At 72.7% G+C, this 13,761-nt stretch carries 13 protein-coding genes; 3 read left to right on the forward strand and 10 right to left on the reverse strand.

What is annotated here, in order from left to right; all coding sequences use genetic code 11:
- Window positions 1-4: 4 nt before the first annotated feature.
- The 8 genes from KUM03_RS10735 to KUM03_RS10770 all read right to left on the reverse strand — a co-directional run bounded on the left by KUM03_RS10735 (window position 5) and on the right by KUM03_RS10770 (window position 9,385).
- Window positions 5-244 (reverse strand): hypothetical protein, encoded by a 240-nt coding sequence (locus KUM03_RS10735; protein WP_073731658.1) that lies wholly within the window; start codon window positions 242-244, stop codon window positions 5-7.
- Window positions 241-1,734: an Asp-tRNA(Asn)/Glu-tRNA(Gln) amidotransferase subunit GatA gene (gene gatA, locus KUM03_RS10740; RefSeq protein ID WP_217246796.1), complete on the reverse strand. Its 1,494-nt coding sequence runs from the start codon at window positions 1,732-1,734 to the stop codon at window positions 241-243. The genes KUM03_RS10735 and gatA overlap by 4 nt, the downstream gene beginning before the upstream one ends.
- A gap of 5 nt (window positions 1,735-1,739) precedes the next feature.
- Window positions 1,740-2,036, reverse strand: a complete 297-nt coding sequence (gatC, locus tag KUM03_RS10745; RefSeq protein ID WP_003973500.1) for an Asp-tRNA(Asn)/Glu-tRNA(Gln) amidotransferase subunit GatC — start codon at window positions 2,034-2,036, stop codon at window positions 1,740-1,742.
- A gap of 140 nt (window positions 2,037-2,176) precedes the next feature.
- Window positions 2,177-4,498 carry a bifunctional diguanylate cyclase/phosphodiesterase gene (locus KUM03_RS10750; protein WP_217246797.1) on the reverse strand — a complete coding sequence of 774 codons (2,322 nt, stop codon included), beginning with the start codon at window positions 4,496-4,498 and terminating at the stop codon, window positions 2,177-2,179.
- A gap of 257 nt (window positions 4,499-4,755) precedes the next feature.
- The gene (gene ligA / locus KUM03_RS10755) at window positions 4,756-6,951 is read right to left on the reverse strand and encodes an NAD-dependent DNA ligase LigA (protein ID WP_217246798.1); all 2,196 of its coding nucleotides are present in this window, start codon (window positions 6,949-6,951) and stop codon (window positions 4,756-4,758) included.
- A gap of 15 nt (window positions 6,952-6,966) precedes the next feature.
- Window positions 6,967-7,968: a methionine synthase gene (locus KUM03_RS10760; protein ID WP_217246799.1), complete on the reverse strand. Its 1,002-nt coding sequence runs from the start codon at window positions 7,966-7,968 to the stop codon at window positions 6,967-6,969.
- A gap of 160 nt (window positions 7,969-8,128) precedes the next feature.
- Window positions 8,129-8,818 (reverse strand): SDR family oxidoreductase, encoded by a 690-nt coding sequence (locus KUM03_RS10765; protein ID WP_217246800.1) that lies wholly within the window; start codon window positions 8,816-8,818, stop codon window positions 8,129-8,131.
- A gap of 27 nt (window positions 8,819-8,845) precedes the next feature.
- On the reverse strand, window positions 8,846-9,385 hold the full coding sequence (locus KUM03_RS10770; RefSeq protein ID WP_217246801.1) for a TIGR00730 family Rossman fold protein: 540 nt from the start codon (window positions 9,383-9,385) through the stop codon (window positions 8,846-8,848).
- 91 nt (window positions 9,386-9,476) lie between these two features.
- Between KUM03_RS10770 and KUM03_RS10775 the strand changes: the two genes are divergently transcribed.
- Both KUM03_RS10775 and KUM03_RS10780 read left to right on the forward strand, forming a co-directional pair.
- Window positions 9,477-9,803: a DUF427 domain-containing protein gene (locus KUM03_RS10775; RefSeq protein WP_308406290.1), complete on the forward strand. Its 327-nt coding sequence runs from the start codon at window positions 9,477-9,479 to the stop codon at window positions 9,801-9,803.
- Window positions 9,804-9,840: 37 nt separating this feature from the next.
- The gene (locus tag KUM03_RS10780; protein ID WP_217246803.1) at window positions 9,841-10,620 is read left to right on the forward strand and encodes an alpha/beta fold hydrolase; all 780 of its coding nucleotides are present in this window, start codon (window positions 9,841-9,843) and stop codon (window positions 10,618-10,620) included.
- Between the two features lie 37 nt (window positions 10,621-10,657).
- Here KUM03_RS10780 and mnmA read toward each other — a convergent pair whose 3' ends face one another.
- On the reverse strand, window positions 10,658-11,788 hold the full coding sequence (gene mnmA / locus KUM03_RS10785; protein ID WP_217246804.1) for a tRNA 2-thiouridine(34) synthase MnmA: 1,131 nt from the start codon (window positions 11,786-11,788) through the stop codon (window positions 10,658-10,660).
- Between the two features lie 60 nt (window positions 11,789-11,848).
- On the opposite strand from mnmA, the gene KUM03_RS10790 reads away from it, so the two are divergent.
- Entirely contained in the window at window positions 11,849-12,562 is a 714-nt protein-coding gene (locus KUM03_RS10790) for an N-acetylmuramoyl-L-alanine amidase (protein ID WP_217246805.1), read from the forward strand.
- A gap of 23 nt (window positions 12,563-12,585) precedes the next feature.
- Here the strand turns inward: KUM03_RS10790 and KUM03_RS10795 are convergent, their stop codons facing one another.
- The gene (locus KUM03_RS10795) at window positions 12,586-13,755 is read right to left on the reverse strand and encodes a cysteine desulfurase family protein (RefSeq protein ID WP_217246806.1); all 1,170 of its coding nucleotides are present in this window, start codon (window positions 13,753-13,755) and stop codon (window positions 12,586-12,588) included.
- Window positions 13,756-13,761: the final 6 nt, after the last annotated feature.

The following is a 13,761-nucleotide window of genomic DNA, read 5'->3' on the forward strand; positions in this document are numbered from 1 at the left end:
CCTCTCAGCCCAGCAGGACGTCGTCGTCGCCCAGGCGCTTCAGCTCGCGGTAGAGCAGGGCGAGGCCGGTGACGACGCCGGCCGCGGTGACGACGGCGTCGGCGAGGCGCAGCGTGTCGTTCTCCACGCGGGCCTTCTTGATCTGCTTGGCGACGCCGATCGCGCCGAACGCGGTGGCGGCCATGGACATGTACGTACCGGACTTGGACTTCTTGAAGCCCTTGGCCTTGGACAGTGCGCTCACAGCGACGGTGCCTCCTCGATCAGCGGGTGGCCCCACTTTTCCACGAAGGCGGCCTCGACGGCGGCGCCGACCTTGTAGAGCCGGTCGTCCTTCATGGCGGGGGCGATGATCTGCAGACCCACCGGCAGGTTGTCCTCCGGCGCGAGGCCGCAGGGCAGCGACATGGCCGCGTTGCCCGCCAGGTTGGTGGGGATGGTGCACAGGTCGGCCAGGTACATCGCCATCGGGTCGTCGGCGCGCTCGCCGATCGCGAAGGCGGTGGTCGGGGTCGTCGGGGAGACGATCACGTCGACCTGCTCGAAGGCCTTCTCGAAGTCGCGGGTGATGAGCGTACGGACCTTCTGGGCGCTGCCGTAGTACGCGTCGTAGTAGCCCGAGCTCAGGGCGTACGTGCCGAGCATGACGCGGCGCTTGACCTCGGGGCCGAAGCCGGCCTCGCGGGTCAGGGAGGTGACCTCCTCGGCGGAGTGCGTGCCGTCGTCGCCGGTACGGAGGCCGTAGCGCAGGCCGTCGAAGCGGGCGAGGTTGGAGGAGCACTCGGAGGGCGCGATCAGGTAGTACGCGGAGAGCGCGAGGTCGAAGGACGGGCAGTCCAGCTCGACGATCTCGGCGCCCAGCGACTTCAGCAGCTCGACGGACTCGTCGAAGCGCTGGACGACGCCGGCCTGGTAGCCCTCGCCGCGGAACTGCTTGACGACGCCGACGCGCATGCCCTGCACGCTGCCGTTGCGGGCGGCCTCGACGACGGCGGGGACGGGGGCGTCGATGGAGGTGGAGTCCATCGGGTCGTGCCCGGCGATCACCTCGTGCAGCAGGGCCGCGTCCAGGACCGTGCGGGCGCAGGGGCCGCCCTGGTCGAGGGAGGAGGAGAAGGCCACCATGCCGTAGCGCGAGACACCGCCGTACGTCGGCTTGACGCCGACGGTGCCGGTGACGGCCGCGGGCTGGCGGATGGAGCCGCCGGTGTCGGTGCCGATGGCGAGCGGCGCCTGGAAGGCGGCGAGCGCGGCGGAGGAGCCGCCGCCGGAACCGCCGGGGATCTTGGTGAGGTCCCACGGGTTGCCGGTCGGGCCGTACGCGCTGTTCTCCGTCGAGGACCCCATGGCGAACTCGTCCATGTTGGTCTTGCCGAGGATGACGACGTCGGCGTCCTTGAGACGCTTGGTGACGGTCGCGTCGTACGGCGGGATCCAGCCTTCGAGGATCTTCGAGCCGACGGTCGTGGGCACGCCCTCGGTGGTGAAGATGTCCTTGAGCGCGAGCGGCACGCCGGCCAGCGGGCCGAGCTTCTCGCCGCGCTCGCGCTTGGCGTCCACGGCGCGGGCCTGGGCGAGGGCGCCCTCGCGGTCGACGTGCAGGAAGGCGTGCACCTTCTCGTCGACGGCCTCGATGCGGGCCAGGTGGGCCTCGGTGACCTCGACGGCCGTCAGCTCGCCGGAGGCGATCTTCGCGGCGATCTCGGCCGCGGTGAGCTTGATGATGTCGCTCATGGCGGTTACTCCTCCCCCAGGATCTGCGGCACCTTGAAACGCTGCTGCTCCTGGGCCGGGGCGCCGGAGAGCGCCTGCTCGGGCGTGAGCGACGGACGGACCTCGTCCGGCCGCATGACGTTCGTCAGCGGGAGCGGGTGCGAGGTCGGCGGTACGTCTTGGTCGGCGACCTCACTGACGCGGGCGACCGCGCCGATGATGTCGTCCAGCTGTCCCGCGAAGTGCTCGAGCTCTTCGGGCTTCAGCTCCAGACGCGCCAGCCGGGCGAGGTGGGCGACCTCCTCGCGCGTGATGCCAGGCATGCAGCGTTCCTCTGGGGTGAGTGTGTGGTTGGGGCAAATCGGCTTTGGCAAGTCGGTTTGGCCCAATCCTATGGGGCGGCGCCCCGTGCCCGTGAAACGGTTTCCCCCACGTCGGCTCTGCGGCGCTCCGCGCCGGAACGTCAGCCGACCCGGCCCGGGTCGTCCCCCGCCGCCGCGGGGAGCGCGGCGGCGGGGCGCTGCCAGCCGCGGGCGCCACGGGCCAGCAGCCAGGCGGTGGTCTCCTCCGGCGGCATCGCGGCGGCGACCAGCCAGCCCTGTACGGCGTCGCAGCCGAGGTCGCGCAGGCGTTCCCAGGTCTCGTCGTCCTCCACGCCCTCGGCGACGACCAGCAGGCCGAGGGAGTGCGCGAGGTCGACGGTGCAGCGCACGATCTCGGCGTCCTCGTTGTCGATGGCCAGCCGGGCCACGAACGAGCGGTCGATCTTCAGCTCGCTGACCGGGAGGCGGCGCAGGTGGACCAGGGAGGAGTAGCCGGTGCCGAAGTCGTCCAGGGACATCTTGACGCCGTGCCCGGTCAGGGCGTTGAGGGTGTCGGCGGCGCGCTGCGGGTCCTCCAGGAGGACGTGCTCGGTGATCTCGAGTTGGAGCGCTCCCGCGGGAACGCCGTGCCGGGCCAGCCGGGCGGCGACCGAGCCGGCGAAGCCGGGAGTGTGCACGTCGCGCGGGGAGACGTTGACCGCGACCGGCACGAACAGGCCCTGGGAGCGCCAGCGGGCGACCTGTTCGAGCGCCGTCTCCAGTACGTACTCGGTGAGGTGGGGCATCAGCCCGGACGACTCGGCGATCGCTATGAACTCGTCCGGCGGCACCTTGCCCCGCTCCGGGTGCACCCAGCGCACCAGCGCCTCCAGACCGGCCACGTGTCCGTCGAAGCGGACCTTGGGCTGGTAGTGCAGTTGCACCTCGTGGGCGTCCAGGGCACGGCGCAGGTCGCCGAGCAGGCCGAGCCGGTCCGGGGTGTTGGAATCCCGCTTGGACTCGTAGACCTCCACGCCCGTACGGTCCCGCTTCGCCTGGTACATCGCCACGTCCGCGCGGCGCAGCAGTCCCTCGGCGTCCAGCGCGTGGTCGGGGAAGACGGCGACACCGGCGCTGGCCTCCAGGACGAGGGTGAGCCCGTCCAGGTCCATCGGAGAGCTGAGCGCGCCGACCAGCCCCCGGGCGATCCGGGTCGCCGACGTGGTCGAGTCGGCGACGGGCAGTAAGACGGCGAACTCGTCGCCGCCGAGCCGCGCGGCCTCCGCCCCGCGCGGCAGCGCCTGCCGCAGCCGGTCGGCGGTCTGCAGCAGCAGCCGGTCGCCGGCGAGGTGTCCGAGGGTGTCGTTGACCGAACGGAAACGGTCGAGGTCGATCAGCATCAGGGCGGCGCGGGCGCCGATGCGCTCGGCGTCGTCCAGCGCGGTCCAGGTGCGCTCCAGCAGCCACTGCCGGTTGGGCAGGCCGGTGAGCGGGTCGCGCAGTTGCTCCTCGGCTCGGGCGCGGGCGATCCACAGGGTGTAGTCGAGGGCGATCAGCGGAATGGCGAACAGCGGCAGCAGCAGCGGCTTGGCGACGGCCACCACGCAGACCAGCGGGGCGATGCCGAGCAGCGCCACGGCGACCAGGCCCTGTCTGACCAGGGCGGTGCGGGCGGCGGTCGGCAGGCCGGCGCGCGGCGTCTGCAGGTACCACAGCAGGGCTCTGGTGACGGCGAGGTAGGCGACGGCGACGAGCACCACCTTGGGCGCCGCGTACACCCCCCAGGTGTTCGGGTCCCAGGGTTCCTCCACGGACGGCACGGAGCCGCAGACACCGAGCAGCGTCGCCCCCGCGGCGATGCCGAGGATGTCCACCGCGCCGTGCAGGACGCCGTGCCGCCAGCGGCCCCGCCGGGCTATGCCGACCAGGACGACGACGGTGAGGCTGACCATGCCGGCCGGAACCCAGCCGTACAGCAGCAGGACGGCGAGAGTGAGGGCGGCGCCGGAGCCGGTGCCGCCCCACCAGCGGGAGCGGCCGAGCATGACCAGGTGGCCGACGACGATGCCGGTCAGCACGGCCAACGACCAGCCGGCGGTGCCGGACGGGAAGAGCGCGTGGCCGCCGGTGAACGCCCGGTAGAAGCCCGCGCCCAACACGAAGGCGGCGGCCGCGACGACCGCCGAGGGCAACGCGGGCCAGGACAGGTGCCGTTCGCCGTCCGGGTCGGGGCCGGTGAGCGCCGGGGCGTGGCCGGGACGCGACGGTGCGGAGCCGTGCCCGGGGACATGGGACGCCGGGCCGGGGCCGTCGGCCGACCACGCCCGGCCGGGGCCGGGCGGCGGCGCGGAGGCACGGGCGTCCGCCGCGGGGCGCGGTGCGCCACCGCCCCGCTGCCCCAGCCACCGGCTCACTGGCCACGCGCCCACCCTGCGGCGCAGGCGCAGCCGTGAGCCCTCGGCGGCGCTCTCGGTCGGTTCCATTCCCGTCCCTCTCACAGCCGGCGGTGCCCACGCCACGCGGCCCCCGCCTCGACCACCTCAACGGCTCCGCGTTGGAGACCCTTCCCCCTGCCCCTCAGGAGCAGGGGAATGCCCCGACCGCAGCTGGGCACGGCAGGTGCACACCTCAACAGTAGGCCGCGGAAGGCTTCCAGGGGCACCGGTCGTCGACGGTTGCCCGAATGCGACCCGGCCTCCCGTATGCATCTGGTATGCGCCGATCGGGTGGCCTTCAACCGCTATTCCTCGGCCGAAAGCGCGACTTCGGCCGCCGCTTCGGGTCCCCGGTCGAGCAGGACGGTGAATCCGTCCTCGTTCAGAACCGGCACCTTCAGTTGCATGGCCTTGTCGTATTTGGACCCCGGGTTGTCACCGACCACGACGAACGAGGTCTTCTTGGAGACCGATCCGGTCACCTTGGCTCCCCTGCTCTGCAGGGCGTCCTTCGCGCCGTCCCGGGTGAAGTTCTCCAGGGTGCCGGTGACGACGACGGTGAGTCCCTCGAGCGGGCGCGGGCCCTCGTCCTCGCCGGTCGACTGCTCCTCCAGCGGAACTCCGGCCGCCTTCCACTTGCGGACGATCTCGCGGTGCCAGTCCTCGGCGAACCACTCCTTGACGGCGGCGGCGATGGTGCCACCCACTCCGTCCGCGAGCGCCAGCTCCTCCTCGGTGGCCTGCTCGATCCGGTCGATGGAGCGGAACTCCCGGGCCAGCGCCTGGGCGGCGACCGGCCCGACGTACCGGATGGAGAGGCCGTTGATGAAGCGGGCCAGCGGGCGGGTCCTGGCCTCCTCGATGTACTTCAGCAGGGAGAGGGTGTTCTTCTTCGGCTCGCCCTCCTTGTTGGCGAAGACCGTGGCGATCTTCTCCTCGCCCGTCTTGGGGTCGCGCTTGGGCAGTCCGCTGTCCGGGTCGAGGACGTACGCCTTGATGGGCAGCAGTTTCTCGACGGTGAGGTCGAAGAGGTCGCCCTCGTCCACCAGCGGCGGGTCGGCCGGCTCCAGCGGCCCGGTCAGCGCGGCCGCCACGACGCCGCCGAAGTGCTCGATGTCCAGGCACTCACGGCCGGCGAGGTACGCGACGCGCTCGCGCAACTGGGCCGGGCAGGTTCGGGCGTTGGGGCAGCGGAGGTCGATGTCGCCCTCCTTCATGGCCCTGAGCGGCGTCCCGCACTCGGGGCACTCGGCCGGCATCACGAACTCCCGCTCGCTGCCGTCACGCAGGTCGGCGACCGGGCCGAGGATCTCCGGGATGACGTCACCGGCCTTGCGCAGCACCACGGTGTCGCCGATGAGGACGCCCTTGGCCTTGACGACCTCCTGGTTGTGCAGCGTGGCGAACTCCACCTCGCTGCCGGCCACGGTGACCGGCTCGACCTGCGCGTACGGAGTGACGCGGCCGGTGCGGCCGACACCGACCTTGATGTCGACGAGCTTGGTGTTGACCTCCTCCGGCGCGTACTTGTACGCGATGGCCCAGCGGGGCGCGCGGGCCGTGGAGCCGAGCCGGCCCTGGAGGCGGATCTCGTCGAGCTTGACGACGACGCCGTCGATCTCGTGGGCCACCGAGTGCCGGTTCTCGCCGTAGTGGGCGATGAACTCGCGTACGCCGTCGAGGCCGTCGACGACCCTGTTGTGCGGGGAGGTGGGCAGGCCCCAGGTCTTGAGCAGGTCGTAGGCCTGGGAGAGGCGGGTCATGCCCTTGTACCCCTCCAGGACGCCGATGCCGTGGACCACCATGTGCAGCGGGCGGGTGGCGGTGACGCGCGGGTCCTTCTGGCGCAGTGAACCGGCCGCCGCGTTGCGCGGGTTGGCGAAGGGCTTGTCCCCCGCCTCGTTCAACCGGGCGTTGAGCTCCTGGAACTTCTCCATCGGGAAGTAGACCTCGCCGCGGATCTCCACCAGGTCGGGGACCTCGTCGCCCTTCAGGCGCTCCGGGATCTCGGCGATGGTGCGGACGTTGGGCGTGATGTCCTCGCCGGTGCGGCCGTCGCCGCGGGTGGCGGCGCGGACGAGACGGCCGCGCTCGTAGGTGAGGTTGACGGCGAGTCCGTCGACCTTCAGCTCGCACAGGAAGTGGTACTCCTGCTCGCCCAGCTCCTTAGCGATGCGCTCGGTCCAGGCGGCCATCTCCTCGTCGTTGAAGGTGTTGTCGAGGGAGAGCATGCGGGAGCGGTGCTCGACGGCCGTGAACTCCGTCTCGTAGGACCCGGCGACCTTCTGGGTCGGGGAGTCCGGAGTGCGCAGCTCCGGGTACTGCTCCTCCAGCTCCTCCAGGGAGCGCAGCAGCCGGTCGAAGTCCGCGTCGCTGACGACGGGGGCGTCGTTCACGTAGTACCGGAAGCGGTGCTCCTCGATCTGCTCAGCGAGCTGCACGTGCTTCTCGCGCGCCTCGGCGGGCACGTTCGTCGTCTCCGCTTGCTTGTCGCCGGCCACCGTGTTGTCCTCCCGTTACTCTGGGTTGTCCGCGAGGGATCTCGCCGCCCGGACGCAGTGGGCGAGGGCCCGGCGGGCGTACTCGGGGGACGCGCCCGCGAGTCCGCACGACGGCGTGACGGTGACCGCCTCCGCGAGAAGCCCCGGATGCAGCCCCAGCCTGCGCCACAGCGTTCTGACACCCATGACGCTACCGGCAGGGTCTGACAATGCGGTGTCCGTGCCCGGGACGACACCGGCGAACAGGCGGGTGCCGCCCTCGACCGCCTCGCCGATCGCCTCGTCGTCACGCTCGGTGAGGAGCGAGAAGTCGAAGGAGACACCGGCGACGCCCGCCCGGCGCAGCAGGGCGAAGGGCACGTCGGGGGCGCAGGAGTGGACGACGACCGGGCCGTCGGCGTGGACGGCGGTGAGGTCGCGGAGGGCGGACTCGACGACCTGCCGGTCGGCGGCGCGGTGGGTGCGGTAGCCGCTGGCGGTGCGCACCTGACCGCGGAGTACGGCGGTGAGGGACGGCTCGTCGAGCTGGAGGACGACGCGGGCGCCGGGCACGCGGCGCCGCACCTCGGCCAGGTGGAGGCGCAGGCCCTCGGCGAGCGAGGCGGCGAGGTCGCGGCAGGCGCCGGCGTCGGAGAGGACGGCCTCGCCGTTGCGCAGTTCCAGGGCTGCGGCGAGGGTCCAGGGGCCGACGGCCTGGACCTTGAGCGGGCCCTCGTAGCCCTGGGTGAACTCCTCCAGGGCGTCGAGGTCCTCCCCGAGCCAGGAGCGGGCCCGTTTGGTGTCCCGGCCGGGGCGGTCGCCGAGGCGCCAGCCGCTGGGCTCCACGCGCGCGTACAGCTCGACGAGCAGGCCGGCGGTGCGGCCGATCATGTCGGCGCCGGGGCCGCGGGCGGGCAGTTCGGGGAGGAAGGGGAAGTCCTCGAAGGTGCCGGTGCTTGTTTTCGCGGCCTCGCGGGCGTCCTGGGCCGGCAGGGAGCCGATGCCGGTGGCGGGGCCGAAGCGGGGGTTGTCGTTCACAGGGGAAGCGTACGCAGGGTGGCGGGAGGGGTTTTCGCCCCCGCCGCCCCTTCCCGTCCCGTCCCCGGGGGCTGCGCCCCCGGACCCCCGCTGTCGGCCTGGACGGCCTCGTCCTCAAACGCCGGACGGGCTGGAAGGACCGGACCGGCGTTTCGAAGCCTCACCGCCCCGGGCGCACCGTCAGGTCGTTGACCTCCGCGTCCCTCGGGAGGTCCAGGGCCATGAGGATCGTCGTGGCGACCGACTCGGGGTCGATCCACTTCGCCGGGTCGTACTCCTTGCCCTCCTGCCGGTGGACCTTGGCCTGCATGGGGCTGGCGGTGCGGCCGGGGTAGACGGAGGTGACGCGGACGCCGTTCGCGTGCTCCTCGTGGCGGAGGGAGTCGGCGAGGGCCTTCAGGCCGTGCTTGGACGCCGCGTACGCGGACCAGCCGGCGTGGGCGTTGAGGCCGGAGCCGGAGTTGACGAACAGCACGTGGCCCTGGGCGACGCGGAGCTGGGGCAGGAAGAGGCGGGTCAGCTCGGCGGGGGCGACCAGGTTGACGTTGAGCTGGTTGCGCCAGGTCTTCGGGGTGAGGTCGCCCACCGGGCCGAGGTCGACGACGCCGGCGATGTGCAGCAGCGAGTCCACGCGGTCGGGCAGCGTCTGGTGGGAGAAGGCCCAGGAGAGCTTGTCGGGGTCCGACAGGTCGCCGACCAGTGTCCTCGCGCCGGGGAGCGCCGCCGCCAGTTCCTTCGCGCGGCCCGCGTCGCGCGCGTGAAGCACGATCTCGTCGCCGCGTTCGTGCAGGCGGCGGGCGACGGCCGCGCCGATGCCGGAGCCCGCTCCGGTGATCACATGTGTAGCCATGCCCGCCATGCTCGCATCACCGGCGCCTCACTCGATGCCCTGGCTCTCCTCCAGGTAGGCGAGCGCGCCGACCGGCTCCTCGGCGAAGAAGACCAGCTCGGTGAGGGGGCGGGGCAGGAAGCCCTCGTCCTCCATGCGACGGAACTGCTCCTTGAGGCCGTCGTAGAAGCCGGCCGTGTTGAGCAGGACGACGGGCTTGTCGGTGTGCCCGTGCTTCTTCAGCTCCAGGATCTCGGTGGCCTCGTCCAGCGTGCCGGTGCCGCCCACCATGATCACCACGGCGTCGGCCTTCTCCAGCAGCAGCCGCTTGCGCTCGGCGAGGTCCCGCGCGACGACCATCTCGTCGGCGCCCTCGCGCGCCTTGGCCGCCAGGAAGTCGACCGAGACCCCGAGCAGGCGTCCCCCGGCCTCCTGCACCCCGTCGGCGACGACCTTCATCAGACCGACGTCGGAGCCGCCCCAGACGAGGGTGTGACCGCCCTTGCCCAGCAGTTCGGCGAACTCCCGCGCGGGGCGCGTGTAGCGCTCGTCGAGGTCGGCGGCGGAGAGGAAGACGCAGATGTTCATGGCTTCCACCGTACGGCCCGGTCGAGGAGGGAAGAACCGCGCCTGCGGGCACGCTGTAGTGACGGACACCACTGCCACCGGGAGGACAACCGTGGGACTCAAGGGACACCGCATCGCCGTCGAGCCGAGCGATCGGCACGTGCGCGTGGTGCACGGCGGGCAGGTGCTGGCGGAGAGCGACGCGGCGCTGGTGCTGCACGAGACGGGCTGTCCGGACCGGTACTACATCCCGGCCGGGGATGTGCGGACCGACCTGCTGACGCCGTCCGCCACGACCACTCACTGCCCCTTCAAGGGGGACGCGTCCTACTGGTCGCTGCCGGACGCGACGGACCTGGTCTGGGCGTACCCGGACCCGAAGCCGGAGGTGGCGGAGATCGAGGGGCACCTCTGTTTCTACGACGTCGAGGTGTCCTGAACGCTGAATCGCGTGCCGTGCGGCAGTCTGCACAAGCATGGAGACGACGACTGTTTCACGTGACGGCACCCGGATCGCCTACGAACGCTCGGGGCGCGGACCGGCGGTCGTGCTCGTCAGCGGCGCCATGTCGACGGGCGCCACGATGGCACCGCTGGCCGCCGAGCTGGCGGAGCGCTTCGACGTCACCGTGTACGACCGCCGGGGGCGCGGAGAGAGCGCCGGCACCGAGCCCTACGGGGTGGAGCGCGAGGTGGAGGACCTGGCGGCGCTGATCGAGGCGGTGGGCGGCGAGGCGTCGCTGTACGGCATCTCGTCGGGCGGTGCGCTGGTGCTCCGGGCGGCGGCGAGCGGACTGCCGGTGCGCCGCGTGGCCGTGTACGAGGTGCCGTACGCCATGGACGACGCGGCGGTGCGGGCGGGCGCGGAGTACCGCGAGCGGTTGTCCGAGGCGCTCGGGCAGGGCCGGCGCGGGGACGCGGTGGAGCTGTTCCTGCGGCTGGCCGGCCTGGGCGAGGACATGATCCGGGGCGCCCGCGAGTCGCCCATGTGGGCGGGCATGGAGTCGGTCGCGCCGAGTCTGGCCCACGACGCCGCGGTGATGGGCGACAACCGGGTGCCCCGGTCCTCGATCGCCTCCGTCGGCTGTCCCGTGCTGGCCCTGGCGGGCGGCGCGAGCGACACGTGGTGGCACGACGCGGCACGCGCGGTCGCCGAGGCGGCTCCCGACGGCACGTACGGCACCGTCGAGGGGCAGGCCCACATGGTGGAGCCGGGAATGCTGGCGCCGGTGCTGACGGAGTTCTTCGGGCGGTGAGCCGGGAGGACCTGGGCGGGGCCCTCCTCCCCTGGGGTCAGGCGGCGCCCGCCGTCGCGCGCGTCGTGGACGCGATCGTCGCCGACCCCACCACGCGCGTGCCGTCGTACAGCACGATCGCCTGGCCGGGGGCGACGCCGCGCACCGGCTCCGTGAACGTCACCTCCAGGGCACCGTCGACCAGTTCCGCGCGCACCTCGGTCTCGCCGCCGTGGGCGCGGAGCTGGGCGGTGTAGGTGCCGGGGCCGGTGGGGGCGGCGCCGCACCAGCGGGGCTTGATCGCGCGCAGGGCGTCGACGTCCAGGGCCTGTGCCGGGCCGACGGTGACGGTGTTGTCCACCGGGGAGATGTCCAGGACGTAGCGGGGCTTGCCGTCGGGGGCCGGGGTGCCGATCCGAAGGCCCTTGCGCTGGCCGATGGTGTAGCCGTAGGCGCCCTCGTGGGTGCCGAGCCGGTTGCCCGCCTCGTCGACGATGTCGCCCTCGGCCTTGCCGAGGCGGTCGGCCAGGAAGCCCTGGGTGTCGCCGTCGGCGATGAAGCAGATGTCGTGCGAGTCGGGCTTCTTGGCGACGGCCAGCCCCCTGCGCTCGGCCTCCGCGCGGATCTCGTCCTTGGTGGTGACCGTGTCGCCGAGGGGGAACATCGCGTGGGCGAGCTGCCGGTCGTCGAGCACGCCGAGGACGTAGCTCTGGTCCTTGGCCATGTCGGAGGCGCGGTGCAGCTCGCGGGTGCCGTCCTCGCGGAGGATCACCTGGGCGTAGTGGCCGGTGCAGACGGCGTCGAAGCCGAGCGCCAGCGCCTTGTCGAGCAGCGCGGCGAACTTGATCTTCTCGTTGCAGCGCAGGCACGGGTTGGGGGTGCGGCCGGCCTCGTACTCGGCGACGAAGTCCTCGACCACGTCCTCCCGGAAGCGGTCGGCGAGGTCCCACACGTAGAAGGGGATGCCGATGACGTCCGCGGCGCGGCGGGCGTCCCGCGAGTCCTCGATGGTGCAACAGCCCCGCGCGCCGGTGCGGAAGGACTGCGGGTTCGCGGAGAGCGCGAGGTGGACGCCGGTCACGTCGTGCCCCGCCTCGGCGGCGCGGGCGGCGGCGACGGCGGAGTCGACTCCGCCCGACATGGCGGCGAGGACGCGGAGGGGACGGGTGCGCTGCGGGGTGTCAGTCATAACTCCTCCAGGGTACGGGGAGGCGGGAACCGGAGCGCGCGAGTATGCGTTCACGATCACATGGGGGCGAAGCACGAATCCACAGGCGCATCCGGTGGCGGGTCCAAGGACGGGGACCGGCGCATCGGCCGGCGGGCGCTGCTCGTCGGCGGTACCGCGGCGGCCGTGGGCACCGCCGTGCTGGCGCGCGACGAGCTGGCCCGCCTGTGGTGGCGCGTGCCGGGGGTGGAGCGGCCCCGCGAGGCGGGTGCGGTCGACTACGCGGCGGCCCGCTGGGTGGCGGCGTCCGAGGAGAACTGGCGGCGTGCCGACCGGCCCGACGACTTCGGCGTCGACATGGTGATCGTCCATGTCACGCAGGGCAGCTTCGCGAGCGCGGTGAAGGCGTTCCAGAACCCCGCGCACAAGGCGGCCACGCACTACATCGTGGGGCAGGACGGCCGTGTCACCCAGATGATCCGCGAGCTGGACGTGGCCTACCACGCGGGCAACCGCGACTACAACGAGCGCAGTGTCGGCATCGAGCACGAGGGTTTCGTGGACCGCCCGCAGGACTTCACGGATGCGATGTACGCCGCCTCGGCGCGGCTGACGGCGGGGATCTGCGCGCGGTACGACATACCGCTGGACCGTGAGCACATCATCGGCCACGTGGAGGTGCCGGGCACCGACCACACCGATCCGGGGCCGCACTGGGACTGGGACCGGTACATGGAGCTGGTGCGGCGGGCGGCGACGAGCGCCCCCTCCCCCGGCGCCTCGAAGAGCGCCTGACGACAGCCCCTGGTTGACAGGCCCTAGCTCAGCCCGGCCGCCCGCGCCCGCTCCACCGCCGGGCCGATGGCCTTGGCGAGGGCCTCGACGTCGGCCTCGGTGGAGGTGTGGCCGAGGGAGAAGCGCAGGGTGCCGCGGGCCAGGTCGGGGTCGGTGCCGGCGGCGAGCAGGACGTGGCTGGGCTGGGCGACGCCCGCGGTGCAGGCGGAGCCGGTGGAGCACTCGATGCCCTGGGCGTCGAGCAGCAGGAGGAGGGAGTCGCCCTCGCAGCCCGGGAAGGTGAAGTGGGCGTTGGCGGGGAGGCGGCCCTCCGGTGCCGGGTCTCCGCCGAGGATCGCGTCCGGGACCGCCGTACGGACCGCGTCGACCAGGTCGTCCCGCAGGGCGCCGATCTCGCGGGCGAACCACTCGCGCTGCCCGGCGGCGAGGCGCCCGGCGACCGCGAAGGAGGCGATGGCGGGGACGTCGAGGGTGCCGGAGCGGACGTGGCGTTCCTGGCCGCCGCCGTGCAGGACCGGTACGGGGCTGTACTCGCGGCCCAGCAGCAGCGCGCCGATGCCGTAGGGGCCGCCGATCTTGTGGCCGGAAACCGTCATCGCGGCGAGCCCGGAGGCGGCGAAGTCGACCGGGAGCTGACCGATCGCCTGGACCGCGTCGGCGTGCAGCGGCACGTCGAACTCGGCGGCCACGTCGGCGAGTTCACGGACCGGCATGATCGTGCCGATCTCGTTGTTGGCCCACATGACGGTGGCGAGGGCCACGTCGCCGGGGTCGCGGGCGATGGCCTCGCGCAGCGCCTCGGGGTGGACGCGTCCGTGGGAGTCGACGGGCAGGTACTCGACGGTCGCGCCCTCGTGCTCGCCGAGCCAGTGGACGGCGTCGAGGACCGCGTGGTGCTCGACGGGGCTGGCCAGGACCCGGGTGCGGGCCGGGTCGGCGTCGCGGCGAGCCCAGTACAGGCCCTTGACCGCGAGGTTGTCGGCCTCGGTGCCGCCGGAGGTGAGGACCACCTCGCTGGGCCGGGCCCCGAGGGCCTCGGCGAGGGTCTCGCGGGCCTCCTCGACGGTGCGCCGTGCGCGGCGGCCGGACGCGTGGAGGGAGGAGGCGTTGCCGGTGGCGCTCAGGTGCGCGGTGAGTGCCTCGACTGCCTCGGGAAGCATCGGGGTCGTCGCGGCGTGGTCGAGGTAAGCCATGGTGGG

Source organism: Streptomyces sp. AC602_WCS936 (assembly GCF_019049125.1).
Classification (GTDB): Bacteria; Actinomycetota; Actinomycetes; order Streptomycetales; family Streptomycetaceae; genus Streptomyces.